Annotated in this window: 22 protein-coding genes; 12 read left to right on the forward strand and 10 right to left on the reverse strand. The window is 69.8% G+C overall.

The features are described 5' to 3' along the window. Nucleotides 1–30: 30 nt before the first annotated feature. Nucleotides 31–1,314: an aminotransferase class V-fold PLP-dependent enzyme gene (locus KZC50_RS03840; protein WP_310890676.1), complete on the forward strand. Its 1,284-nt coding sequence runs from the start codon at nt 31–33 to the stop codon at nt 1,312–1,314. Continuing rightward, nucleotides 1,311–1,781, forward strand: coding sequence for a Fe-S cluster assembly sulfur transfer protein SufU (sufU, locus tag KZC50_RS03845; protein ID WP_310890677.1), 471 nt, complete (start codon nt 1,311–1,313; stop codon nt 1,779–1,781). Before KZC50_RS03840 ends, sufU begins: the two co-directional genes overlap by 4 nt. Nucleotides 1,782–1,787: 6 nt before the next feature. Here the strand turns inward: sufU and KZC50_RS03850 are convergent, their stop codons facing one another. The 3 genes from KZC50_RS03850 to KZC50_RS03860 are packed head-to-tail and all read right to left on the reverse strand — an operon-like array spanning nt 1,788 to nt 4,103. Continuing rightward, nucleotides 1,788–2,768 carry an SRPBCC family protein gene (locus KZC50_RS03850; RefSeq protein WP_310890678.1) on the reverse strand — a complete coding sequence of 327 codons (981 nt, stop codon included), beginning with the start codon at nt 2,766–2,768 and terminating at the stop codon, nt 1,788–1,790. Between the two features lies 1 nt (nt 2,769). After that, complete coding sequence (locus KZC50_RS03855) at nt 2,770–3,132, reverse strand: ArsR/SmtB family transcription factor (protein WP_236967740.1); 363 nt, start codon at nt 3,130–3,132, stop codon at nt 2,770–2,772. A 59-nt stretch (nt 3,133–3,191) separates the two neighbouring features. Next, nucleotides 3,192–4,103, reverse strand: coding sequence for a DUF808 domain-containing protein (locus tag KZC50_RS03860; protein WP_310890679.1), 912 nt, complete (start codon nt 4,101–4,103; stop codon nt 3,192–3,194). A gap of 177 nt (nt 4,104–4,280) precedes the next feature. Between KZC50_RS03860 and purL the strand changes: the two genes are divergently transcribed. The 4 genes from purL to KZC50_RS03880 all read left to right on the forward strand — a co-directional run bounded on the left by purL (nt 4,281) and on the right by KZC50_RS03880 (nt 8,397). Then, the gene (purL, locus tag KZC50_RS03865) at nt 4,281–6,611 is read left to right on the forward strand and encodes a phosphoribosylformylglycinamidine synthase subunit PurL (RefSeq protein WP_301134385.1); all 2,331 of its coding nucleotides are present in this window, start codon (nt 4,281–4,283) and stop codon (nt 6,609–6,611) included. 9 nt (nt 6,612–6,620) lie between these two features. Next, the gene (locus tag KZC50_RS03870; protein WP_257730669.1) at nt 6,621–6,755 is read left to right on the forward strand and encodes a hypothetical protein; all 135 of its coding nucleotides are present in this window, start codon (nt 6,621–6,623) and stop codon (nt 6,753–6,755) included. An 81-nt stretch (nt 6,756–6,836) separates the two neighbouring features. After that, on the forward strand, nt 6,837–7,631 hold the full coding sequence (locus KZC50_RS03875; RefSeq protein WP_310890680.1) for a hypothetical protein: 795 nt from the start codon (nt 6,837–6,839) through the stop codon (nt 7,629–7,631). 7 nt (nt 7,632–7,638) lie between these two features. After that, entirely contained in the window at nt 7,639–8,397 is a 759-nt protein-coding gene (locus tag KZC50_RS03880; protein WP_301134382.1) for a hypothetical protein, read from the forward strand. 12 nt (nt 8,398–8,409) lie between these two features. Here the strand turns inward: KZC50_RS03880 and KZC50_RS03885 are convergent, their stop codons facing one another. The 3 genes from KZC50_RS03885 to KZC50_RS03895 all read right to left on the reverse strand — a co-directional run bounded on the left by KZC50_RS03885 (nt 8,410) and on the right by KZC50_RS03895 (nt 11,676). Next, the gene (locus tag KZC50_RS03885; protein WP_236966903.1) at nt 8,410–9,321 is read right to left on the reverse strand and encodes a glycine betaine ABC transporter substrate-binding protein; all 912 of its coding nucleotides are present in this window, start codon (nt 9,319–9,321) and stop codon (nt 8,410–8,412) included. Nucleotides 9,322–9,394: 73 nt separating this feature from the next. Next, nucleotides 9,395–10,378, reverse strand: a complete 984-nt coding sequence (locus KZC50_RS03890; protein ID WP_301134379.1) for an ABC transporter permease — start codon at nt 10,376–10,378, stop codon at nt 9,395–9,397. Further along, nucleotides 10,378–11,676 (reverse strand): quaternary amine ABC transporter ATP-binding protein, encoded by a 1,299-nt coding sequence (locus tag KZC50_RS03895; RefSeq protein ID WP_310890681.1) that lies wholly within the window; start codon nt 11,674–11,676, stop codon nt 10,378–10,380. The genes KZC50_RS03890 and KZC50_RS03895 overlap by 1 nt, the downstream gene beginning before the upstream one ends. A gap of 353 nt (nt 11,677–12,029) precedes the next feature. Between KZC50_RS03895 and KZC50_RS03900 the strand changes: the two genes are divergently transcribed. The 3 genes from KZC50_RS03900 to KZC50_RS03910 are packed head-to-tail and all read left to right on the forward strand — an operon-like array spanning nt 12,030 to nt 14,049. Further along, nucleotides 12,030–12,422 (forward strand): GntR family transcriptional regulator, encoded by a 393-nt coding sequence (locus tag KZC50_RS03900; RefSeq protein ID WP_310890682.1) that lies wholly within the window; start codon nt 12,030–12,032, stop codon nt 12,420–12,422. Beyond that, nucleotides 12,419–13,321 (forward strand): ABC transporter ATP-binding protein, encoded by a 903-nt coding sequence (locus KZC50_RS03905; RefSeq protein WP_310890683.1) that lies wholly within the window; start codon nt 12,419–12,421, stop codon nt 13,319–13,321. The genes KZC50_RS03900 and KZC50_RS03905 overlap by 4 nt, the downstream gene beginning before the upstream one ends. Beyond that, entirely contained in the window at nt 13,318–14,049 is a 732-nt protein-coding gene (locus KZC50_RS03910; protein ID WP_310890684.1) for a hypothetical protein, read from the forward strand. The genes KZC50_RS03905 and KZC50_RS03910 overlap by 4 nt, the downstream gene beginning before the upstream one ends. 33 nt (nt 14,050–14,082) lie before the next feature. On the opposite strand, the gene KZC50_RS03915 is transcribed toward KZC50_RS03910, so the two are convergent. Further along, nucleotides 14,083–14,376 carry a chorismate mutase gene (locus tag KZC50_RS03915; RefSeq protein ID WP_053546644.1) on the reverse strand — a complete coding sequence of 98 codons (294 nt, stop codon included), beginning with the start codon at nt 14,374–14,376 and terminating at the stop codon, nt 14,083–14,085. 58 nt (nt 14,377–14,434) lie between these two features. On the opposite strand from KZC50_RS03915, the gene KZC50_RS03920 reads away from it, so the two are divergent. Next, a complete protein-coding gene (locus KZC50_RS03920) occupies nt 14,435–15,616 on the forward strand; it encodes an AI-2E family transporter (protein ID WP_310890685.1) in 1,182 nt (393 codons plus the stop codon). A 37-nt stretch (nt 15,617–15,653) separates the two neighbouring features. Here the strand turns inward: KZC50_RS03920 and KZC50_RS03925 are convergent, their stop codons facing one another. Beyond that, nucleotides 15,654–16,862 (reverse strand): lactonase family protein, encoded by a 1,209-nt coding sequence (locus KZC50_RS03925; RefSeq protein ID WP_310890686.1) that lies wholly within the window; start codon nt 16,860–16,862, stop codon nt 15,654–15,656. A 4-nt stretch (nt 16,863–16,866) separates the two neighbouring features. Beyond that, a complete protein-coding gene (locus tag KZC50_RS03930) occupies nt 16,867–18,153 on the reverse strand; it encodes an adenylosuccinate synthase (protein ID WP_310890687.1) in 1,287 nt (428 codons plus the stop codon). A 71-nt stretch (nt 18,154–18,224) separates the two neighbouring features. On the opposite strand from KZC50_RS03930, the gene KZC50_RS03935 reads away from it, so the two are divergent. Beyond that, on the forward strand, nt 18,225–18,971 hold the full coding sequence (locus tag KZC50_RS03935; RefSeq protein WP_310890688.1) for a Pr6Pr family membrane protein: 747 nt from the start codon (nt 18,225–18,227) through the stop codon (nt 18,969–18,971). On the opposite strand, the gene KZC50_RS03940 is transcribed toward KZC50_RS03935, so the two are convergent. Next, complete coding sequence (locus tag KZC50_RS03940) at nt 18,911–19,948, reverse strand: DUF1254 domain-containing protein (RefSeq protein ID WP_310890689.1); 1,038 nt, start codon at nt 19,946–19,948, stop codon at nt 18,911–18,913. The two genes, KZC50_RS03935 and KZC50_RS03940, sit on opposite strands and share 61 nt — an antisense overlap. Before the next feature lie 98 nt (nt 19,949–20,046). Between KZC50_RS03940 and argG the strand changes: the two genes are divergently transcribed. Then, the gene (gene argG, locus KZC50_RS03945; protein WP_301134361.1) at nt 20,047–21,489 is read left to right on the forward strand and encodes an argininosuccinate synthase; all 1,443 of its coding nucleotides are present in this window, start codon (nt 20,047–20,049) and stop codon (nt 21,487–21,489) included. Nucleotides 21,490–21,495 lie beyond the last annotated feature (6 nt).

A 21,495-nucleotide genomic window follows, 5' to 3' on the forward strand; every position in this document is an offset into this window, starting at 1 on the left:
GGACGACGCGGGGAAGCGTAGCCTGGGAGGATGACTTCCCCCGCGTCCGTGCTCGATCTCGCCGCCATCCGGGCGGACTTCCCGATCCTCGACGAGACGCTCAACGGGCAGCCCCTCGTCTACCTCGATTCCGGTGCGACCGCGCAGAAGCCGCGCGTGGTGCTGGATGCCGAGATCGACTTCCTCACCCGGAACAACTCCGCCGTGCACCGCGGGGCCCACACCCTCGCCGCCGAGGCCACCGAGCTCTTCGAAGACGCGCGGGCGACCGTCGCCGGCTTCGTCGGCGCCGCACCCGACGACCTCGTCTGGACCAGCGGAGCGACGGCGGCGATCAACCTGGTCGCCTACGCGATCGGCAACGCCACGGCCGGCCGCGGTGCCCCCGCGAGCGCCCGGTTCGCCCTCGCCCCGGGCGACGAGATCGTCGTCACCGAGGCCGAGCACCACGCGAACCTCATCCCGTGGCAGGAGCTCGCCGCCCGCACCGGTGCGGTCATCCGCGCGATCCGCGTGCACGACGATGCGACCCTCGACCCGGCGCACGCGGCATCCGTCATCTCCGAGCGCACGCGCGTCGTGGCGTTCACGCACGTCTCGAATGTCTCGGGGATCGTCTCGCCGGTCGCCGAGCTCGTCGCCCTCGCCCGGGAGGTGGGCGCGCTCACCGTGCTCGACGCGTGCCAGTCGGCGCCGCACCTGCCGGTGGACTTCCCGGCACTCGGGGTCGACCTCGCCGCCTTCTCGGGACACAAGCTGCTCGGTCCCTACGGGATCGGGGCGCTCTACGGTCGGAGCGAGATCCTCGAGGCCCTCCCGCCCTTCCTCACCGGCGGGTCGATGATCACCGACGTCACGATCGAGTCGGCCGAGTACCTGCCCGCGCCGTTGAAGTTCGAAGCCGGCACGCAGCCGGTCTCGCAGGCGATCGGGCTCGCCGCCGCCGTCCGCTATCTCGAGGGGCTCGACATGGGCGCAGTGCACGCACGCGAGCAGGACCTCGGGAACCGGATGATCGCCGGGCTCCGCGAGATCCCGGGCGTGCGGGTCCTCGGCGACGCCGAGGGCGTCGAACGCGTGGGGCTCGCCTCCTTCGACGTCACCGGCGTCCACGCGCACGACGTGGGGCAGTTCCTCGACGCGCGCGGCATCGCCGTCCGCGTCGGGCACCACTGCGCCAAACCCCTGCACCGCCGACTCGGACTGACCGCCTCGGTGCGGGCATCCGCGTCGGTCTTCACCACCGACGACGACATCACGGCGCTGCTCGAGGGCGTCGCCGCGGTGCGCGACTACTTCGGAGCGGACGCATGAACGGCCTCGAATCCCTGTACCAGGAGCTCATCCTCGACCACTCCAAGCGCCCGCACGGCAAGGAGCTGGCCGAAGAGACCGGACGCACCGCCACGTCCCTGCAGCGGAACCCCGTCTGCGGCGACGAGATCACCCTCCGCGTCCGCGTGAGCGACGACGGCGAGCGCGTGCTCGATGTCACATGGGACGGCGCCGGCTGCTCGATCTCACAGGCCTCTGCATCCATGCTGTCCGCCCTCGTGGACGAGCTCGGCGAAGAGGCCGACGGCGACGGGATGCCGCGCGCCGACGTCGACGCCCGCATCGAGGGGTTCCGCACCGCGCTCCGCTCGCGCGGCACCGTGCCCCTCGACGAGGACACTTTCGCCGACGCCGCCGCCCTCTCGGGGGTGTCGAAGTTCACCGCGCGCGTGAAGTGCGCGATGCTCGCGTGGGTCGCGCTCGAGGACGCCCTCGAGCGCGCCTGAGCACCCTCAGACCGCGATCACCTCGCGCTCCAGGCGGGCGAACGAGGACTCCATGCCGTCGGCCATGCCTGTGGCGAGCACCATGTCGCGGGTCTCGCGGTCGGGATACTCGATGAGCACCGTCACGAGCGTCGCGCCGTCCTCCTCGTAGAGCGTGAGGTCGTTGAGGGTGGGCGGGTAGTCGGTGCCGGTCATGTGCTCGGTCGTCACCGCGCGGCGCGGCGGCTCCGAGACGAGCGTCTCGCCGTCGAATCCGAACGCCTCGCCCTCCGTACCCTCGATCGGCTCCCACTCGTAGCGGTAGCGTCCGCCGGGGGTCGGGTCGAGTTCGCACACCGACATCCGCCAGCCGTCGGGCCCCAGCATCCACTTCCGAGTGAGCTCGGCCTCGTTGTGGGCGCGCCACACCAGCTCGATCGGTCCCTCGATGAGGCGCGTGATGCGCACGTGGGTGTCGTCCAGCAGCTCGACCTGCGTGCCCTTCCCCTGTGCGAAGGCGCGGAGCCCTGCGAGAACCAGGTCGAGCTGGTTGATCGCCAGTCGCGAGCCCTCGACGGCACCGAACTCGACGACCTGCTCGAGGGCTTCGAGCGAGTCGAAGTGGGTGATGTTGGTGAGCGTCGACCCCGCCTCGGTGGCGGCGAAGTGGAACTCCACGCGCATCGTCGGGGTTCCCTCGAGCACCTCTCCGTCGCCGTTGAGGAACGAGTCGAGCACGTCGAAGCGGTGCGGGGCGTCGATGGTGAGGAACTCCCAGCCGCCGCGTGACACCTCGCCCTGCGGACTCGTCATCTGATACTCGGCACGACCGCCGACGCTCAGGTCGAAGGCGGTGAAGGTGGCCGGCCATCCGGGAGGACCCCAGAAGCGGTCGAGCTGGCGCGGATCGGTGAACGCCGCCCACAGGCGTTCGACGGGCGCGGCGAACTCCGCGGTCAGGGTCATCATGAGGGCGTCGGGGTCGGTGGTGATGTCGGTGACGGGCATGTCACCCTCCTTCGGTCGGTTCTTCGTCGGATGCCGAGGCCAGCAGCGCATCGAGCCGATCGATGCGCGCGCGCCACAGCGCTTCGTAGCGGTCGAGCAGCGCTCGGGCGCGGGCGATCATCGCCGGATCGGCGCGCACGAGCCGTTCGCGCCCCTCCGCCCTCTTGATGACCAGGCCCGCCGCCTCGAGCACGGCGATGTGCTTCTGCACGGCCGCGAACGACATGTCGTAGTCGCGGGCGAGCACGGAGACGGAGCACTCGTCCGCGATCGTGCGTCGCAGGATGTCGCGGCGCGTGGCCGCGGCGAGGGCCTGGAAGACACGGTCGATCTCGGCATCGGTCAGCTCACTTTGTACAACCATTTGGTTGCACGTTACGCCCGGGCGGGCGGAGCGTCAAGAGGCTTCTCGTGACCGTACGATCACTCCGCGGGAGGAGCCGCGTGTCCTGCGCCCGCCTTCCGCGATGAAGGGAGAAGGCGCCGGACTCCCATCACGACGCCGACGATGACGAGACCGGCGACGAGGCCGAACACGGCCGACACCGCGGTGTCGACCACCCAGACCACCACGGGGCCTGCCGCCTCGACGAGGTGGGTGATCGCGTGGAGGAGGTCGTACGGGCCGTGCCACACCGTCTCGGCGAGGTTCGCGATGACGAGGTGACCGCCCACCCACAGCATCGCGACGGTGCCGACCACGCTGATCACGCGGAACACCGTGGGCATGGACGCGACCACGCGCGCACCGGTCCGCCGGACGCGTCGCGACGGGCTCTTCATGAACCGGAGGCCGATGTCGTCGATCTTCACGAGCAGCGCGACGACGCCGTAGACGAGCGCCGTCATGCCGAGCCCGATGACCGAGAGGGCCGCCAACGTCATGCCGAGCCCGAAATCCGGGTCGAGGTTCGACAGAGCGATCAGCATGATCTCGGTGCTCAGGATGAGGTCCGTGCGGATCGCACCGAAGACGAGCTTCTTCTCATCCCGCGCCCCATCATCCTCGCTCTCATGGTGCGCGCCGAACCACTCGAGCACCTTCTCGGCACCCTCGTAGCAGAGGAACCCGCCGCCGATGAGGAGGAGGTACGGCAGCACCCACGGCGCGAAGGCCGTGAGCAGCAGCGCTATGGGGATGATGATGACGAACTTGTTGACGAGGCTTCCGAGGGCGATCTTCCACACGACCGGCAGTTCCCGCGCGGGCGTGATGCCCTGTACGTACTGCGGCGTCACGGCCGCGTCGTCGATGACCACGCCCGCGGTCTTCGCGCTCGCCTTCAGCGCCGCGGACAGGATGTCGTCGACGACGGCGAGCAGGCCTACGGACATGCGGTTCTCCTTCGTGCACGGACAGCCGCCCGGACGCGGCCGCCGGAGGCACCCGCCCTCACGCTAGTGGCTCCTCGCCGATAAGCCTCACGCACCGCCCGGGGCTGCTCGCGAGTGATGTCGGGGCACAACTAGACTGATCGCGTCCGGCGCCCGCGATTCCTGGAGCTCAGCCGCATGACCACCCTCACCCCCTCGACGCCCGCGCGCCCCGCCGCCGACACCGTCGACAATGCCGCTGCGACGCCCGAGAAGGAGCAGCCCTACGGCGCCCTCGGACTGAAGCCCGACGAGTACGACCGCATCCGCGAGATCCTCGGCCGCCGCCCCACCTCGGGCGAGCTGGCGATGTACTCCGTCATGTGGAGCGAGCACTGCTCGTACAAGTCCAGCAAGATCTACCTGCGCCAGTTCGGCCAGAAGGTCTCGGACGCGATGAAGGAACGGCTCATGGTCGGCATGGGCCAGAACGCCGGCGTCGTCGACATCGGCGAGGGCTGGGCGGTGACCTTCAAGGTCGAGTCGCACAACCACCCGAGCTACATCGAGCCGTTCCAGGGCGCCGCCACCGGCGTCGGCGGCATCGTCCGCGACATCATCTCCATGGGCGCCCGCCCCGTCGCGATCATGGACCAGCTGCGCTTCGGCGCGATCGACGACCCCGACACCGCCCGCGTCGTGCACGGCGTCACCAGCGGCATCTCGTTCTACGGCAACTGCCTGGGACTGCCGAACATCGGCGGCGAGACCGTGTTCGACGCGGTCTACCAGGGCAACCCGCTCGTCAACGCCCTCGCGGTCGGCGTCATGCGCCACGAGGACATCAAGCTCGCCAACGCCACCGGTGCCGGCAACCAGGTCGTCCTCTTCGGTGCGCGCACCGGCGGCGACGGCATCGGCGGCGCCTCGATCCTCGCCTCCGACACCTTCTCCGAGGGCGGGCCCACCAAGCGCCCGGCCGTCCAGGTCGGCGACCCGTTCGCCGAGAAGGTGCTCATCGAGTGCTGCCTCGAGCTCTACCGCGACGACCTCGTCGAGGCGATCCAAGACCTCGGCGCCGCGGGCATCTCGTGCGCGACGAGCGAGCTGGCCGCCAACGGCGGCAGCGGCATGCGCGTCGACCTCGAGAAGGTGCTCCTCCGCGACCCCTCGCTCACGCCCGAGGAGATCCTCATGAGCGAGAGCCAGGAGCGCATGATGGCGATCGTCGCCCCCGAGAAGCTCGACGCCTTCCTCGAGGTCGTCGGGAAGTGGGATGTCGAGACCAGCGTCCTCGGCGAGGTGACCGGGGACGGGCGCCTGGAGATCTACTGGCACGGCGAGAAGATCGTCGACGTCGACCCCGCCACCGTCGCCGTCGACGGCCCCGTCTACGAGCGCCCCGTCGCCTACCCGACGTGGATCGACGCGCTGCGCGAGGACTCGGCATCCGCTCTCCAACGTCCGAGCGACCCGGCCGAGCTCCGGGAGCAGTTCCTGACGCTCGTGGCCAGCCCGAACCTCGCCGACACGTCGTGGATCACCAACCAGTACGACTACTACGTCCTCGGCAACACCGCCCTCAGCTTCCCCGACGACGCGGGCATGATCCGCGTCGACGAGGAGTCCGGCCTCGGCTTCGCCATCGCCACCGACTGCAACGGCCGCTACTGCCAGCTCGACCCGTACCAGGGCGCGCAGCTGGCCCTCGCCGAGGCGTACCGCAACGTCGCCGTCACCGGCGCCGTCCCCACCGCCGTCACCGACTGCCTGAACTTCGGCTCCCCCGAAAACCCCGAGGTCATGTGGCAGTTCTCCCGCGCCGTGGAGGGCCTCGCCGACGGATGCCTCGAGATCGGCATCCCGGTCACCGGCGGCAACGTCAGCTTCTACAACCAGACCGGCGACACCCCGATCTTCCCCACCCCGGTCGTCGGCGTCCTCGGCATCATCGACGACGTCGCCCGCCGCATCCCGTCGGGCTGGCAGGACGCGGGCGAGAACATCTACCTCCTCGGGGTGACCTCCACCGAGCTCAGCGGCTCGCAGTGGGCGGCGACCATCCACGACCACCTCGGCGGACGCCCGCCCGCGGTCGACCTGGGCGCCGAGAAGCGTCTCGCCGAGCTCGTACACGCCGCTTCGCTCCAGGGTCTGATCTCCAGCGCCCACGATCTCTCGGGTGGCGGCCTCGGCCAGGCCCTCGCCGAGGCCGTGACGCGCTTCGGCGTCGGCGCCCGCGTGTGGCTCGACGAGATCATCGAGCGCGACGGAGTGGATGCCGCAACCGCGCTCTTCTCGGAGTCGACGGGCCGCGTGATCGTCAGCGTGCCGCGCGAGGACGACGTGAAGTTCCGGGGCCTGTGCGAGGGACGCGGATACCCCGTCCTCCGCATCGGCGTGACCGACGTCGCCGAGACCGCCGAGCTCGAGGTCCAGGGGCAGTTCACCGTCCCGGTCGCCGAGCTGCGCTCGGTCTCCTCCGCCACGCTCCCCGCAGCGTTCGGCGCTGTGATCACCGAGTCCTAAACTGTCGCCATGGCTCAGGACGACGAATACGCGGGCTTCGCCGACACCCGGCAGAAGCGGATCAAGGTCGTGGCGTGGGTCACGATCGTCTCCCTGCTGCTCGTCGGCGGCGGGGCGACGGTGTTCGCGTTGCTGTTCGGCTGATCAGCGGCGGTGGACACCCCGCGGCTGAACGCTGACCCCGAGTCCTCGGCACGCGCTTCCCGGCGCGACTAGCATGTCACCGTGGAGCCGGTCCTGTTCTTCCTCGGCAGCTGGTGGTGGATCGCTCCGACGGCCGCAGGCCTCGGTGCGGTCGGCTACGGCGCCGTCACGATGCCGCGTCGACGCGCGCGGCGTCTCGAACTCGACGCTGCCCGCCATGACCAGTACCGCGCCTACCAGGCCCTGCAGTCGGCGCGCGCCGACGTGCGGGCCGCGCGCGCGGATGCGCTGAGCGCCAAGGCCGCGCGCGGGGGCGTGCCGTTCGCCGCCACCCCACCCGAGGAGCGCCGCGCGATCCAGGCCGCCAAGGCCGCCGAGCGTGCGGCGGCCATGCACCTGCGCGCGAGCCGCGATCGACTGAAGGCGGTGCAGGTGCGTTTCGCGCAGAGCGGGCGGAGCGCCCCGCTTCCGCTGGAGCAGCTCCTCGCCCGTCACGATGCGATCGCCGCGCGCTGGCTCGTGTACGAAACGGATGCCGGGGCCGCGCTGTCCTTCCCCCAGATGCTCGATGCGCGGCATCCGTCGACCCACGCGTTCCTGCGAGCGCAGTACGAGGCGCAGCGGCTGCGACCGGCGACCGCGCGGGCCAAGATGACCGCGGCGCAGTTCGTGGAGTACCGCGACGCCGTGGCCGCGATGGAAGCCGCGTTCGATGTCGCCGAGCGCGACGCGCAGGACACCGCGCGGCGCGGTGTCGCGGGACTCCGCTGGAACAGCCCGCCGCCGGCCGTCACGCCGCCCACGACCCCGCAGCCCACGACCGCGCACCCCACCTGGCCCGTGCCCTCGCGGCGCGCGCCCACCGAGGACCACTGAGGAGATCGTGGAACCCTTCTTCGACTTCCTCGGCAACTTCTGGTGGCTGGCGTTCCCGCTGTTCGGCGTCGGTGCCGGCGCGTGGAACTCCCTGCAGGCAGCCTCCCGTCGCCGCCACAAACAGAAGCTCGAACTCATCCGCGCCCGCGCCGAGCTGCGCGCCGCCGAGACCGGTGTGATCCTGCCGCCGCCTCCGGCGAAACCGGAGAAGAAGAAGCAGAAGCAGTCCGAGGTCACGTCCGGCGAGAAGCGACCGAGCACCCTCGAGCGGCTGTTCGCGACGCACGACGAGATCACCGCGCGATGGCTGGACTACGAGCTCGACGTCGCGAAGATGATCGCGTACCCCGCGATGAGCGACGGGCGCCAGCCCCTCACCGCCGCGTTCCTGCGAGCGAAGCGCCGGGCCGACCATCTGCGGCCTGACGGGCTCGACGCCCGCATCACCGCCGAGGAGCTCCGCGAGTATCGCGAGGCGGTGACCGATTTCGAGGTCGCCTTCGACCTCGCCGAGCGCGACGCCAAGCGCCTGCGCGATTCGGAGTTCACGGATGCCGAGCGCAAGCGCCTCGCGACCGCCCAGCGACTGCTGAACATCGCCGTGGACGAGGCCGCGACCCCTGCCGAACGGCAGAGCGCCTACCGCCGCGTGCGCGAGGAGCTGGACGGGTTGATCGCGGTGTCCGATGAGGCGATCGAGACGCTGGAGAAGAAGGTCATGCGGGAACTGCCACGGGCGGACGACCCGAAGGCCGCCCGCCCGTGAGAGGTTCTCAGATCAGTCCGCGATGAGCGTGCTGAACGCGTCGGGGTTGGCCTCGATCCACGCCTCGACGGCCTCGGCTTCCTGGCCCTGACCGTACTCGTTCACGACCATGTCCTCGAGCGAGGCGTACTGCGCGTCATCCAGCTGGATGCCGGCGATCAGCTCGGCCGCCTCGGGGAAGCGCTCCGAGAAGTCGCTCGTTCCGAGGAAGTGGAGCGCCTCGGGCTCGCCCATGGCGCCGCGCGGGTCCTCGAGGTCGCGGAGGTTGTAGGCGTCGTTGGCCCAGAAGGGACGCCACGACGTCACGACGATGTCGTCCTCGGCTGCGATCGCGTTCTCGAGCTCGGTGAGCATCGCCGCGGTCGACGAGGTGAGGAGCGTGTACTCGTCGCCCAGCTCGTACGCGGGGATCATCGAGTCCTGCGTCACACCGGTGAGGCCGGCGCCCGGCTCGATGCCGACGATCTCGCCGCCGAACATGTCGGCGTTGCCCTTGAGGTCCTCGATCGAGGTGATGTCGACGTAGTCGGGGACGGCGATGGTGAGCACCGCGCCCTCGTAGTAGGCGCCGATGTCCTCGATGCTGTCGCCGTACTCCTCCATGTAGGAGGCGTGGGTGACCTCGGGCCACGCGGACGGGTACATGTCGACGTCGCCCTGGGCGAGACCGGCGTAGAGCGGACCCGCCTCGGTCAGCTCCTGCATCTCGACGGTGTAGCCGAGCTTCTCGAGCTGGTTCTCGAGGAGGTACGCGGTGCTGAGGCCGTCGGTCCACGACGGGAGGAACCCGAGCGTGATGGTGCCCATCTCCTCCGAGCCGGCGTCCGCGGTTCCGTTGTCGCCGCCGTCGCTCGAGCAGCCGGCGAGCGCGAGCGTCGCCGCCGCGCCGAGGGCGAGGATTCCTGTGAGCTTCCGATTTCGCATGGTGCTTCCCTTCATCTTCTTCATGTGTGATCGCATTCGTTCCGTATCGGTGTTCAGTTGTGGGTTCTGAGGTCTACAGCGCTCCGCCGCCGCCGACCGGAGCGCGCCGCGGGGACGCGACCTCGCGCTCGGCCTCGGCGGACGCGTCCGCGCTCTCGGTGACGGCGGGCCCGCCGGAGCCGCGCATCGCACGCCCGCGCCCGAGCTTCGCCCGGAGCGACCGCGGGTAGTCGGCGGGGTTGCCCAGCGAGGCGGTCACGCGGTCGAGGAAGACGGCGAGGATCACGACGCCGAGGCCCGCCTCGACGCCGAGGGAGAGGTTCACGGTCGACACCGACTGCACGACGATCTTGCCGAGGCCGTCCGCGCCGACGATGCCCGCGAGCACCGCCATCGACAGGGCCAGCATGATCACCTGGTTGACGCCCGCCATGATGGTGGGCATCGCGAGCGGCAGCTGGATGCCGCGGAGGATCTGCCCGGGCTTCGCGCCGAACGCGTGCCCCGCCTCGACGGTCTCGGAGTCGACCCCGCGGATGCCGAGCTCGGTCAGACGCACCCCGGGGGGCAGCGCGAAGATGACCGTCGCGACGACGCCCGGGACGACGCCGATGCTGAAGAACGTGATGGCGGGGATCAGGTAGACGAAGGCAGGCATCGTCTGCATGAAGTCCAGGATCGGCTTGAGGATCGCGCGGACGGTATCGTTGCGCGCCGACCAGATCCCCAGCGGGATGCCGATGAGGAGGGCCACCACCGTGGCGACGAGGACCAGCGAGAGCGTCTGCATCGCCGGCACCCACAGGTTCATCGCGACGATCAGCGTGAAGGTCGCCGCGGTGCCGATCGCCATCTGCCAGGAGCGGAAGAACCAGCCGAGCAGGGCGAAGACGACGATCGCCAGCGGCACGGGGACGGCGATGAGGACGTCCGTGAGTCCGTCGACCAGGAAGCGGACGACGATGCTGATGATGTCGAACAGGCCGGAGAGGTTGTCGCGGAGCCAATCGACGCCGGTGTCGATCCAGTCGCCGACGGGAACGCGGAAACCATCCATCAGCGCACCCCCTCGCTGTCGGCGGCCGGCACTCCGTCGACGGAGTCCTCGAGCAGCGCGTCGATCTCGGTGGAGGGCATGGGGCGGGGAAGGATCGTGATCTCCGAGGTGTCGGTGGGCCCGGGCCCGAGGGCGGCGAGCAGGGTGACGCGCGGGATGACGCCGACGAGGCGTCCCTCGTCATCCGTCACCGCGAGCGGCAGCTGGGACTCGACGGCGGGGACGAAGAGGTTGATCAGCACCTCGTCCTGCGGGACGCTCTGCGGCACGGCCTTGAGCACCGAGGTCAGCGCGTTCTCGCCGCGTCGCACGAGCTTCACCGCGTCACGGTCGGTCACGATGCCGAGGAGGCGCCGATCGCGACCGACGACGTACGCGGCCGAGGAGTAGGCGTCGCGCATCTGGCGGAGGGCCGTACGAGGGCCGCCGCTGTCGGTGACGACGGGGCGGGGCCGCTCCATGACGTTCGCCGCCGTGAGGACGCGCGCCCGGTCGACGTCCTGCACGAACTGCTCGACGTAGTCGTTGGCGGGGTCGGTGAGGATGTCCTCGGGCGTGCCGATCTGCACGATGCGACCGTCGCGCATCACCGCGATGCGGTCACCGAGGAACATCGCCTCGTTGAGGTCGTGGGTGATGAAGACGATGGTCTTCTGCAGCTTCTGCTGCAGCGAGAGCAGCTGCTCCTGCATCTCGCGGCGGATGAGGGGGTCGAGCGCACTGAAGGCCTCGTCCATGAGGAGGATGTCGGTGTCGGCGGCGAGGGCCCGGGCGATGCCCACGCGCTGCTGCATGCCGCCCGAGAGCGCCGAGGGGAGCTTGTCGCCCCATCCCTCGAGACCCACCATGCCGAGGATCTCCTCCGCCTTGGCCAGCCGCTCGGTCTTGCCGACGCCGCGGAGCTCGAGCGGGTAGGCGACGTTGTCGGCCACGGTGCGGTGCGGCAGGAGGGCGAAGTGCTGGAAGACCATCGACACCCGGTCCCGGCGGATCTCCCGAAGCTTGTTCGCGGGGATGTCGGTGATGGTGTCGCCCTGCACCCGGATCGTGCCGGCGGTGGCATCGTGCAGTCCGTTGAGCATCCGGATGATGGTGGACTTCCCCGAGCCGGAGAGGCCCATGATGACGAAGATCTCTCCGGGCGAGACGGTGAAGCCGGCGTCGATGACGGCGGCGGTGCCGGCATCCGCGACATCCGTCCGGCTCTCCCCGGCCTTCAGCCGCTTCACGGCCTGCTTCGGGTTCTTCCCGAACACTTTGTAGAGGTTCTCGACCTCGATTGCATGAGCGACGGTCACTGGTCACACCTCGACGGCCCGCAAGCAGGCAGGGCCGCATCGGTCGCGCCCGGGTGGTGATCACCGGCGACGGCAGGGCAGCAGGGCGCCCCAGCGACATCGCTACCGGTGGGGTACATCGGGTTCCCCACCCAGATCACCGACCGTACGACCCCATCTCCTCACCCGATTCTTCTCGGGGTGACGGGGGCGCGGACTGGTCGTGTGGGCCGAGACGGCCCTCCTACGAGGCAATCAGAGATGGAGGCCGCACGCAAACCCGCCCGAGTGCAGAACGGCGTCTTGACATGAGGCTGCTTGCATGGTTAGTTAGTCAAGTAATGAACCGGGCAAGCACCCCGATCGGAGGGTCCGTGAATGACGACGGAAAAGCACTCTTCCTGCAGATCGCCGAGGCGATCGAGGAGCAGATCGTGGACGGGACTCTGAGCGAAGAATCCCAGGTCCCGTCGACGAATGAGCTCGCCGCGTTCTACCGCATCAATCCCGCCACCGCGGGGAAGGGAGTGAACATGCTCGTCGACTCGGGCGTGCTGTACAAGCGACGCGGGGTGGGCATGTTCGTCGCCCCGGGAGCCCGCGACCGCGTCCTCTCGGACCGGCGCGAAGCGTTTGCAGATCGTTATCTCGAGCCGCTCCTGGCCGAGGCCGCGCGCCTCGGCCTGAGCGCCGACACCCTCGCCTCCCTCATCCGCGAACGTGCGGAACACCACACTCCCCCGACCACGGAAGGACTCCCGAGATGACCGCCGTCATCGAGGTCACCGGCCTCACCAAGCGCTACCGCGAGACCGTCGCGGTGGACGACATCAGCTTCGCCATCGAGAAGGACACCATCTACGGCCTCCTGGGCCGCAACGGCGCCGGCAAGACCACGGTCATGTCGATCCTCACCGCGCAGAACTTCGCCACGTCCGGCGATGTGCGCATCTTCGGGGAGCGCCCATACGAGAATCCTCGCGTGCTGCAGCGGATGTGCTTCGTCCGCGAAAGCCAGAAGTACCCCGACGACGCCACCCCGCGTCACGCGTTCCGCATCGCGCGCCTGTTCTTCCCGAACTGGGACCAGGACCTCGCAGATCAGCTGGTCGACGACTTCCAGCTGCCGATGAAGAAGACGATCAAGAAGCTCTCGCGCGGCCAGCTGTCCGCCGTCGGGGTGGTGATCGGCCTCGCCTCCCGCGCCGAGATCACCTTCTTCGACGAGCCCTACCTGGGCCTGGACGCCGTGGCCCGGCAGATCTTCTACGATCGCCTGCTGGCCGACTACGCCGAGCACCCCCGGACGATCATCCTCTCCAGCCACCTCATCGACGAGGTCTCCAACCTCATCGAGCGCGTCCTCGTCATCGACGGCGGGCGCATCATCATGGACGAGGAGACGGATGCCGTCCGCGGACGCGCCGCGACCATCGTCGGCGACAGCGCCCGGGTCGAAGCCTTCGTGGCCGACCGGGAGGTGCTCCACCGGGAGGGCCTCGGCCACGTGTCGAGCGTCACCGTCCTCGGCGAACTCACCCACGCCGACCGCGTCCGTCTGGCCGACGACGGCCTCGACGTCGCCCCGGTCTCGCTGCAGCAGCTGATCGTGCGCACCACCCAGCAGTCCGCGTCCGCGCGTCACGACGAAGGAGCCCTCCGATGACCGCCGTCACCGCTTCACCCCGCCGCACCGGCGGGCCCCGCCTCCTGAACGTGGTCCGGATGCAGCTGGTGAATCGCCAGACATACATCTGGATCCCCCTCATCGTGCTGTTCGGCACGCTGCTGATCACCCTCGCGATCTGGGGCGTGATCATCGGCAACGGCGGGTCCGGCAACCTCTTCGGCGGCGGGGCACAGGCGCCGCTGTGGTACTTCGGCGTCGTCGGCGTGCAGGCCCTCACCTTGACCTTCCCGTTCTCGCAGGCGATGAGCGTCAGCCGGCGGGAGTTCTTCTTCGGCACCCTCCTCACCGCCGCGATGACCGCGCTGATCCTGGCGATCGTGTTCGTCCTCGGTGCGTTCATCGAGACGGTGACGAACGGCTGGGGCATGAACGGCTACTTCTTCGCCCTGCCCGGGATCTGGGATGCCGGCGCGGCCGTTGCGGGCCTGTTCTACTTCAGCATCGCGATGCTCTTCTTCATCGTCGGGTTCACCTCGGCGACGATCTACAAGCGCTTCGGCGGCATCGCCCTGACGGTGGTGCTCGTGGGGCTGGGCGCGCTGCTGGTCCTGGCGATGTTCCTCATCGGGCGCCTGAACGCGTGGGGACCCGTCTTCACCTGGTTCGCCGAGCTGGGCATCCTCGGCGGAGCGTTCCTCGTCCTCGGCGTGGTGGCGGTGCTGTCGGCGACGGCGTACGGCATCCTCCGCCGCGCGACTCCCTGATCGGGGACGCACCGGCACGCGGCCGGCGGGTGCTCAGCGCCCGTCGGCCGCTTCGGTGTGGTGGCGGATCACCTCGGCGACGACGAAGTTGAACCACTTCTCCGCGAAGGCGGGGTCGAGGTCCGCCTCCTCCGCGAGGGCCCGCAGGCGTGCGACCTGCTGCTCCTCCCGCGCGGGGTCCGAGGCCGGCATCCCGAACTCGGCCTTCAGCTCGCCCACCTGCTTGGTGCACTTGAACCGTTCGGCCAAGAGATACACCAGCGAGGCGTCGATGTTGTCGATGCTGCTGCGCAGGCGGAGCAGGGTGGCGCGCGGGTCGTCCTTCATGGGTGAATCCTCCTCGCCCCGACACTACCGCGCGACGCCGCGGTCCTAGAGTGTGAGGATGACCGCCGAGCCGCCCTCGACCGCAGCCTCGCCCGCCGAGGTGCCCGCGCCGACCGAGGCCTCTTCCGACGCCCCCGACGACTCCCGCCGCGGCCTTCCCCCGCGGGCCGCCCTGCAGCGCTGGGCGAGCCTGAACAACCCGTTCGCCGTGGGCTTCACCCTCACCCTCGGCGGTCTCGTCGCCCTGGCGCTCGGCATCGCGTTCGGCAACCTGTCGACGATCATCATCTACGTCGCCCTCGCCCTCTTCGTCGCCCTCGGACTCGATCCCGCCGTGCGGTGGCTGGAGCGCAAGAACGTTCCCCGCGCGTGGGGCATCGTCATCGTCTACGCCGTCTTCGCGCTGATCCTGATCGGCGTCCTCCTGCTCATCGTGCCGACGGTCGTCGGTCAGATCGCGCAGTTCATCGACGACGTCCCCTCCCTCATCGCCAATTTCCAGCAGTCATCCTTCTACGGGTGGGCCGAGAGCACCTTCGGCGACCCGGTCGAGGCGTTGACGGCCGAGATCCAGAAGTTCCTCTCGGACCCGGGCAACATCGCGACCCTCGGCGGCGGCGTGCTCCGCGTGGTCGTCGGCATCGGCTCGGCGATCTCGGGCGGCATCATCGTGATCGTCCTGAGCCTCTACTTTTTGGCGTCGCTGCTGTCGATGAAGCAGGGCCTCTACCGGCTCGTCCCCGCGCACGCGCGTGGCAAGACGGCCGACCTCACCGAGCAGATCACCGACTCGATCGGCGGCTACCTCATGGGCATGGTGGTGCTGGCCTTCTTCAACGCCACCTTCACCTTCATCATGTACCTGCTGCTCGGCCTGCAGTTCGCGGCGCTCATGGCGGTGGTCTCGTTCAGCATCACGATCATCCCGCTCGTAGGTCCGGTGCTGTTCTGGATCATCGGCTCCAGCGTCGCCCTCTTCCTCGACCCGCTCGCGGCGCTCATCTTCGCCCTGGCGTATCTGGTCTACATGCAGGTCGAGGCGTACGTGCTGACGCCGAAGGTGATGAACAAGGCGGTCTCGGTGCCCGGATCGCTCGTCGTCATCGGCGCGCTCGTGGGCGGGACGCTCCTCGGCCTCCTCGGTGCGCTCGTCGCGGTGCCGGTCACCGCCTCGATCCTGTTGATCATCAAGCAGGTCGTGATCCCCCGGCAGGACGCGAAGACCCGACCGGTCACCTAGCGGGACGCGGGGTCTCGACGCGGAGGCGAACCGGGACTCAGCCGAGCGGCACCAGGCAGCTCGGCGACGCGACCGACGCGCGGTGCCGGACCCGTCCCGGGATACCCGTGCGGGGATCGAGCGGGCGCGAAACGACGTCGTCGGAATGCTGTCCGGCCACCAGCAGCGTGTCGCGGACCACGAGGTGGTGGCGCGGCCACCGCACGTCCGCCTCGACGAGCGCGACCGGGCTGAGCGCCTCGCCCCCGCCGTGGACGCGGAGGACCGCGATGGTGTCGGTCCCGCGCACGCCCGCATACAGCGTCTCGGCGTCATGGGACATCGCGAGCTCGGCCGCCGTGTCATCGGGGAGGATGCCGGCGCCGAGGCTCGTCCCGGCGACGATGCGCCACGCCCCCGTGACGTCGGGGGCGAGGGCGAAGACCTCGTGAGACAGCTCGGTGACGACGTAGAGGTGACCGCTCGGATGCCACACGGTGTGGCGCGGGCCGGATCCGCGCGGGAGCACGACGTCCTGCCGATGGCGGAGGCCGTCGGCCGTGACGCTCCAGAGGCGCACGGTGTCGTACCCCATGTCGGTGGTGGCGACGAGGCCGCGTGGCAGGAACCGCGCCTGATGCGCGTGCGGGGTGCGCGCGGTCTCCGCGGACGGCTGCTCCGGCGTCGCAGGGTGCGGGACCTCATCGCGATCGTGCTCCGGGACGAGGTGAGCGAACTCCGCGCCCGCCGCCTCGCGGAGGGCGCGGGCGGCGGCGGCGAGGTCGATGACCTCCTCCGTCCCGCCCGACGCGGCCGCCGTAAGGGCCTGCGTCCCAGCCGAACCATGCGGATCGACGGGAGCAGCGGACTCGACGGGGCGCGACGGGAGCCCTGCGGCATCCAGGCGCATCCGCACGACGCGGCCGTCCCCCCAGCACGAGGCGACGAGGAAGGCGCCGTCGGGAGAGACCGCCACGTGGCAGACCGCGTCCCCCGCCGGGACCGCGACGCCGAGGGCCGCGAGGCGTTCGGGGCCGACACGACGGAACGCCTGCACGGTCCCCGCTCCCTCCAGAGCGGCATAGACGACGTCGAGCGTCGGGTGCGGGGTGATCCAGGACGGAGACCCCGTCACTGCGACGGCATCCCCAGCACCGCGCAACACACCCCCGGCGAGCGCATCGTCGGGGGACCCGGCATCGAGGAGCGCGATGCCCGTCGCCGAACCTTCCGCGTCCGCGGTGTAGCCGCCCACGAGGAAGCGCACGGGCTCAGTCCACGAGGTCGTGCCGGACGATGACCGCGTCGCGCGCGGGGCCGACCCCGATCACCGAGATGCGCGTGCCGCTCATCGCCTCGAGAGCGAGGACGTACTCCTGCGCCGCGACGGGGAGGTCCTCGAACGTGCGGGCGCCCGAGATGTCCTCCTTCCAGCCGGGGAGGTACTCCAGGATCGGCCGCGCGTGGTGGAAGTCGGACTGGTTCACCGGCACCTCGTCGAAGCGCTGACCGTCGACGTCGTAGGCGACGCACACCGGGATCCGGTCAAGTCCGGTCAGGATGTCGAGCTTGGTGAGCACGAGGTCGGTGATGCCGTTGATCCGGGTTGCGTACCGGGTGATGGGGGCGTCGTACCAGCCGACGCGGCGGGGGCGCCCGGTGGTCGTGCCGAACTCGAACCCGCGCGAGCGCAGGAAGTCGCCGTTCTCGTCGAAGAGCTCCGTGGGGAACGGGCCCGAGCCCACCCGGGTCGTGTAGGCCTTCACGATGCCGACGATGCGGTCGAGGCGGTTGGGGCCGATGCCCGACCCGGTCGCCGCGCCACCGGCGGTCGCCGACGACGAGGTGACGAACGGATAGGTGCCGTGGTCGACGTCGAGCATCGTGGCCTGGCCGCCCTCGAAGACGACGACCTCGTCACGGTCGAGGGCATCGCTGAGGAGCAGCCCGGTGTCGGCGACCATCGGGCGAAGGCGCTCGGCGTACGACAGCAGCTCGTCGACGATCTCGTCGACGGTGATGGAGCGGCGGTTGAAGACCTTCACGAGGAGGTGGTTCTTCTGGTCGAGCGCGCCCTCGACCTTCTGGCGCAGGATGTTCTCGTCGAAGAGATCCTGCACGCGGATGCCGACCCGGTTGATCTTGTCGGCGTAGGCCGGCCCGATCCCGCGGCCCGTGGTGCCGATCTGGCGCTTGCCGAGGAAGCGCTCGGTGACCTTGTCGAGCGTGCGGTGGTACTGGGTGATGAGGTGCGCGTTGGCGCTGATGCGCAGGCGCGAGATGTCCATGCCGCGCGCGGTGAGCGCCTCGAGCTCGTTGAAGAGCACCTCGGGGTCGACCACGACGCCGTTGCCGATGACGGCGTTGACGCCGGGCGAGAGGATTCCGGAGGGCAGCAGGTGCAGAGCGTACTTCTCGTCGCCGATCACCACGGTGTGGCCGGCGTTGTTCCCGCCGTTGAACTTCACGACCCAGTCGGTGCGTTCCCCGAGGAGGTCGGTGGCTTTGCCCTTGCCCTCGTCCCCCCACTGGACTCCGACGATGACGATGCCTGGCATGGGCTTTCCCCCCGTTGTCGACGCGGTTAGACCTCAGTCTATCGGGCGTCGCAGACCACTACAGTCACCCTATGCACGCTCGCACGCGCGATCGGATCTGGCAGATCCTGCGCCTCGCCATGGCGGCCGCGGTGGTGGCCGCCGTCGTCAGTCAGCTCGCCCTCACCGTCGACATCGCGCTGGACGCCGGCCGCGACGTGACCACGACCGTGGCGAACTTCTTCAGCTTCTTCACGATCCTCTCCAATGTCTCCGCGGCGATCGTGCTCGCCGTCGCGGGGGTGCACGGGCTCCGCCACCCGGCCAGGACCGACGGAAGGCCACTGGCCGTGGCGCTGGCGTCGGTGACGACCTACATGGTCATCACCGGCATCGTCTACAACCTGCTGCTGCGGGGGATCGAGCTCGCCCCGGGGACGACCGTGCCCTGGTCGAACGAGGTCCTTCACGTCGTGGCGCCTCTGTTCCTCGCCCTCGACCTCTTCCTCGGGCCGCGCCGCCGCGCGCTGGTGTGGCGGGCGCTGTGGGCGATCGTGGCGTTCCCGATCGTCTGGGTGGTCTACACGATGGTGCGGGGGACCCTCGTCACCAACCCGGTCACGGGCGATCCGTTCTGGTACCCCTACCCGTTCCTGAACCCGAACAATCCTGCCCTCCAGCCCCCGGGCTACGCCGGTGTGGCCGTGTACGTCGTCGGGATCGCCGTCGGGATCCTGTTCGTGGGCGCCGCAGTGGTCTTCCTCGGACGCCGCCGTGCTCAGCGCCCGGCGGGGGCTTCGGACTCTTCGGGGTCGTCCTCGGGCTCAGCCGCGGGCTGATCGGAAACCTCGACCTCGGCGACGACGGCGGCGTCGAGCCGCACGAGGTCGGGCACCTCCCACCGACCTTCGAGGAACTCCGCGCGCGGCCGGTACAGCCGCAGCAGGTAGTTCCAGCCCTCGGGCAGGGGGATGTCGTTCGGACCGGTGGCCTCTCCCGGCGGGGTGAAGCGCACGGTGATCGCCCCGTCCTCGTCGGCGACGCCGGTGATGCTGTTCACGCTGTAGCGGTCGTCGCCGTTCGGCTCGAAGTAGCCGCGCGCGTTGTAGACGGAGACCGACCAGAACGCGTCGACCGGGACGTCTCGCATCGTCAGCTCGTAGTGCCCGACCGGAAGGTTCGGCGCCACACCCACATATGACGCCTCGGTGAGGGGCAGTCCGCCCCACCCGGCGGCCGTGCCGATGAGGTGACGGACCGGGTCGACCTCGTCGGGGCCGCCGAAGGTGCGCTCGAAAGCGCGCAGTCCACTGGCGAGACTCAGCAGCGCGGTGCGCGTGGCGTCGAGCGACGCGACGTCGTACGCGGGCGGTGAGAAGGTCTCCGCCCCGTCGTTGTCGAGCACGAAACCGTCTTGAACGGCCGCGACCGCCTCGACGTCCGCCGGGGAGGCGGGATCGACGAGGGTGCGCACCGCGACGAGCACGTAGCGGGACTCGGGGGCGAGCTCCGCGAGGTCGTGCTCCCCCGGCTCGTGGAGCACCGCGCGGATGTAGTGGTCGTTGTCCACGATCATCACCGAGACGTAGCGGGCACCGGCATCCGGCACCGTCAGCGTCGCGCCGGCGGCGAGATCGGCGATCGCGAAGCTGTAGAGAGTGTCGCGGTTGAGGCGGATGACCGTCTGGGCGTCGATCGACGCGGGTTCGCGGTTATGGCGGAAGACGCCGATGCCGCCCGCATCCGCCTGGATGTCGGCGAACATGCGGTCCGTTTCGGCTCGCACGAAGTTGTCGGCGTTGACGTGGAGTGCCATCGTCACACTCTCGTTCACAAACCCCGCTTCGGCAAACCCCTGCGGAGGGTGATTTCCCCGTGATAGAGAGACGGATGCCGCTCACTAAGCTGGAGGGCATGTCGAAGGTCCTTCAGTCCCTGCCCGTCGGCGAGCGCGTCGGCATCGCCTTCTCCGGGGGGCTCGATACCTCCGTCGCCGTGGCGTGGATGCGCGACAAGGGCGCCGTCCCCTGCACGTACACCGGAGACCTCGGCCAGCCCGACGAGGACGACATCGCCGCGATCCCCGGCCGCGCGCTCGAGTATGGCGCCGAGATCTCGCGCCTGGTCGACTGCAAGCGCGCGCTCGTGGAGGAGGGCTTCGGAGCCCTCGCGTGCGGCGCCTTCCACATCCGCTCCGGCGGCAAGACGTACTTCAACACCACGCCCCTCGGCCGCGCCGTGACCGGCACGCTCCTCGTCCGCGCGATGAAGGAGGACGGTGTCGACATCTGGGGCGACGGATCGACCTACAAGGGCAACGACATCGAGCGGTTCTACCGCTACGGCCTGCTCGCCAACCCCGCTCTTCGCATCTACAAGCCGTGGCTCGACGCCGACTTCGTCACCGAGCTGGGCGGTCGGCAGGAGATGAGCGAGTGGCTCACCGAGCACGGCTTCCCCTACCGCGACTCGGCGGAGAAGGCCTACTCGACCGACGCGAACATCTGGGGTGCGACCCACGAGGCGAAGACGCTCGAGCACCTCGAGGTCTCGCTCGAGGTCGTCGACCCCATCATGGGCGTGCGGTTCTGGGACCCCGCGGTCGCCATCGAGACCGAGGACGTCTCGGTCACCTTCGACGCCGGTCGCCCCGTCGCCCTCAACGGGGTCGAGTACGCCGACCCGGTCGAGCTGGTCTTCGAGGCCAACCGCATCGGCGGGCGCCACGGCCTGGGCATGAGCGACCAGATCGAGAACCGCATCATCGAGGCGAAGTCCCGCGGCATCTACGAGGCCCCGGGGATGGCGCTGCTCTTCATCGCCTACGAGCGCCTCGTCAACGGCATCCTGAACGAGGACACGCTCGCGACCTACCACGAGCAGGGCCGCCGGCTCGGGCGCCTCATGTACGAGGGCCGCTGGCTCGAGCCGCAGTCCCTCATGCTGCGCGAGTCGATCCAGAAGTGGGTCGGGTCCACGATCAACGGCACGGTCACCCTGCGCCTCCGCCGCGGCGACGACTGGACGATCCTCGACACCGTCTCGCCGAACCTCTCGTACGCGCCCGAGAAGCTCTCGATGGAGCGGGTGGGGGATGCCGCGTTCGGCCCGATCGACCGCATCGGTCAGCTGACGATGCGGAACCTCGACATCGCCGACTCGCGCGCGCGCCTCGAGCACTACGCCGCCGCGGGGATCATCGGCGGCGCGACCGGCGAGCTCGTCGGCACCCTGAGCGCGGGCGGCGCTGAAGAGATCACCGGGTCGGCCACGCCGGTCGACGCGCGCGGCGAGAAGCTCGCCGACGCGGTGGATGCCGCCAGCGAGGCCGCGGCCTTCGACTCGGGAACGGACTGAGGCGGC

The sequence above is a fragment of the Microbacterium aurantiacum genome (assembly GCF_031625015.1).
In the GTDB taxonomy this organism is placed as follows: Bacteria; Actinomycetota; Actinomycetes; order Actinomycetales; family Microbacteriaceae; genus Microbacterium; species Microbacterium aurantiacum.

Coding starts and splice junctions, on each gene's coding strand:
- KZC50_RS03840 (WP_310890676.1), top strand. CDS start 31: ATGACTTCCCCCGCGTCCGTGCTCGATCTCGCCGCCATCCGGGCGGAC.
- sufU (WP_310890677.1), top strand. CDS start 1,311: ATGAACGGCCTCGAATCCCTGTACCAGGAGCTCATCCTCGACCACTCC.
- KZC50_RS03850 (WP_310890678.1), bottom strand. CDS start 2,768: ATGCCCGTCACCGACATCACCACCGACCCCGACGCCCTCATGATGACC.
- KZC50_RS03855 (WP_236967740.1), bottom strand. CDS start 3,132: ATGGTTGTACAAAGTGAGCTGACCGATGCCGAGATCGACCGTGTCTTC.
- KZC50_RS03860 (WP_310890679.1), bottom strand. CDS start 4,103: ATGTCCGTAGGCCTGCTCGCCGTCGTCGACGACATCCTGTCCGCGGCG.
- purL (WP_301134385.1), top strand. CDS start 4,281: ATGACCACCCTCACCCCCTCGACGCCCGCGCGCCCCGCCGCCGACACC.
- KZC50_RS03870 (WP_257730669.1), top strand. CDS start 6,621: ATGGCTCAGGACGACGAATACGCGGGCTTCGCCGACACCCGGCAGAAG.
- KZC50_RS03885 (WP_236966903.1), bottom strand. CDS start 9,321: ATGCGAAATCGGAAGCTCACAGGAATCCTCGCCCTCGGCGCGGCGGCG.
- KZC50_RS03890 (WP_301134379.1), bottom strand. CDS start 10,378: ATGGATGGTTTCCGCGTTCCCGTCGGCGACTGGATCGACACCGGCGTC.
- KZC50_RS03905 (WP_310890683.1), top strand. CDS start 12,419: ATGACCGCCGTCATCGAGGTCACCGGCCTCACCAAGCGCTACCGCGAG.
- KZC50_RS03910 (WP_310890684.1), top strand. CDS start 13,318: ATGACCGCCGTCACCGCTTCACCCCGCCGCACCGGCGGGCCCCGCCTC.
- KZC50_RS03915 (WP_053546644.1), bottom strand. CDS start 14,376: ATGAAGGACGACCCGCGCGCCACCCTGCTCCGCCTGCGCAGCAGCATC.
- KZC50_RS03920 (WP_310890685.1), top strand. CDS start 14,435: ATGACCGCCGAGCCGCCCTCGACCGCAGCCTCGCCCGCCGAGGTGCCC.
- KZC50_RS03930 (WP_310890687.1), bottom strand. CDS start 18,153: ATGCCAGGCATCGTCATCGTCGGAGTCCAGTGGGGGGACGAGGGCAAG.
- KZC50_RS03935 (WP_310890688.1), top strand. CDS start 18,225: ATGCACGCTCGCACGCGCGATCGGATCTGGCAGATCCTGCGCCTCGCC.
- KZC50_RS03940 (WP_310890689.1), bottom strand. CDS start 19,948: ATGGCACTCCACGTCAACGCCGACAACTTCGTGCGAGCCGAAACGGAC.
- argG (WP_301134361.1), top strand. CDS start 20,047: ATGTCGAAGGTCCTTCAGTCCCTGCCCGTCGGCGAGCGCGTCGGCATC.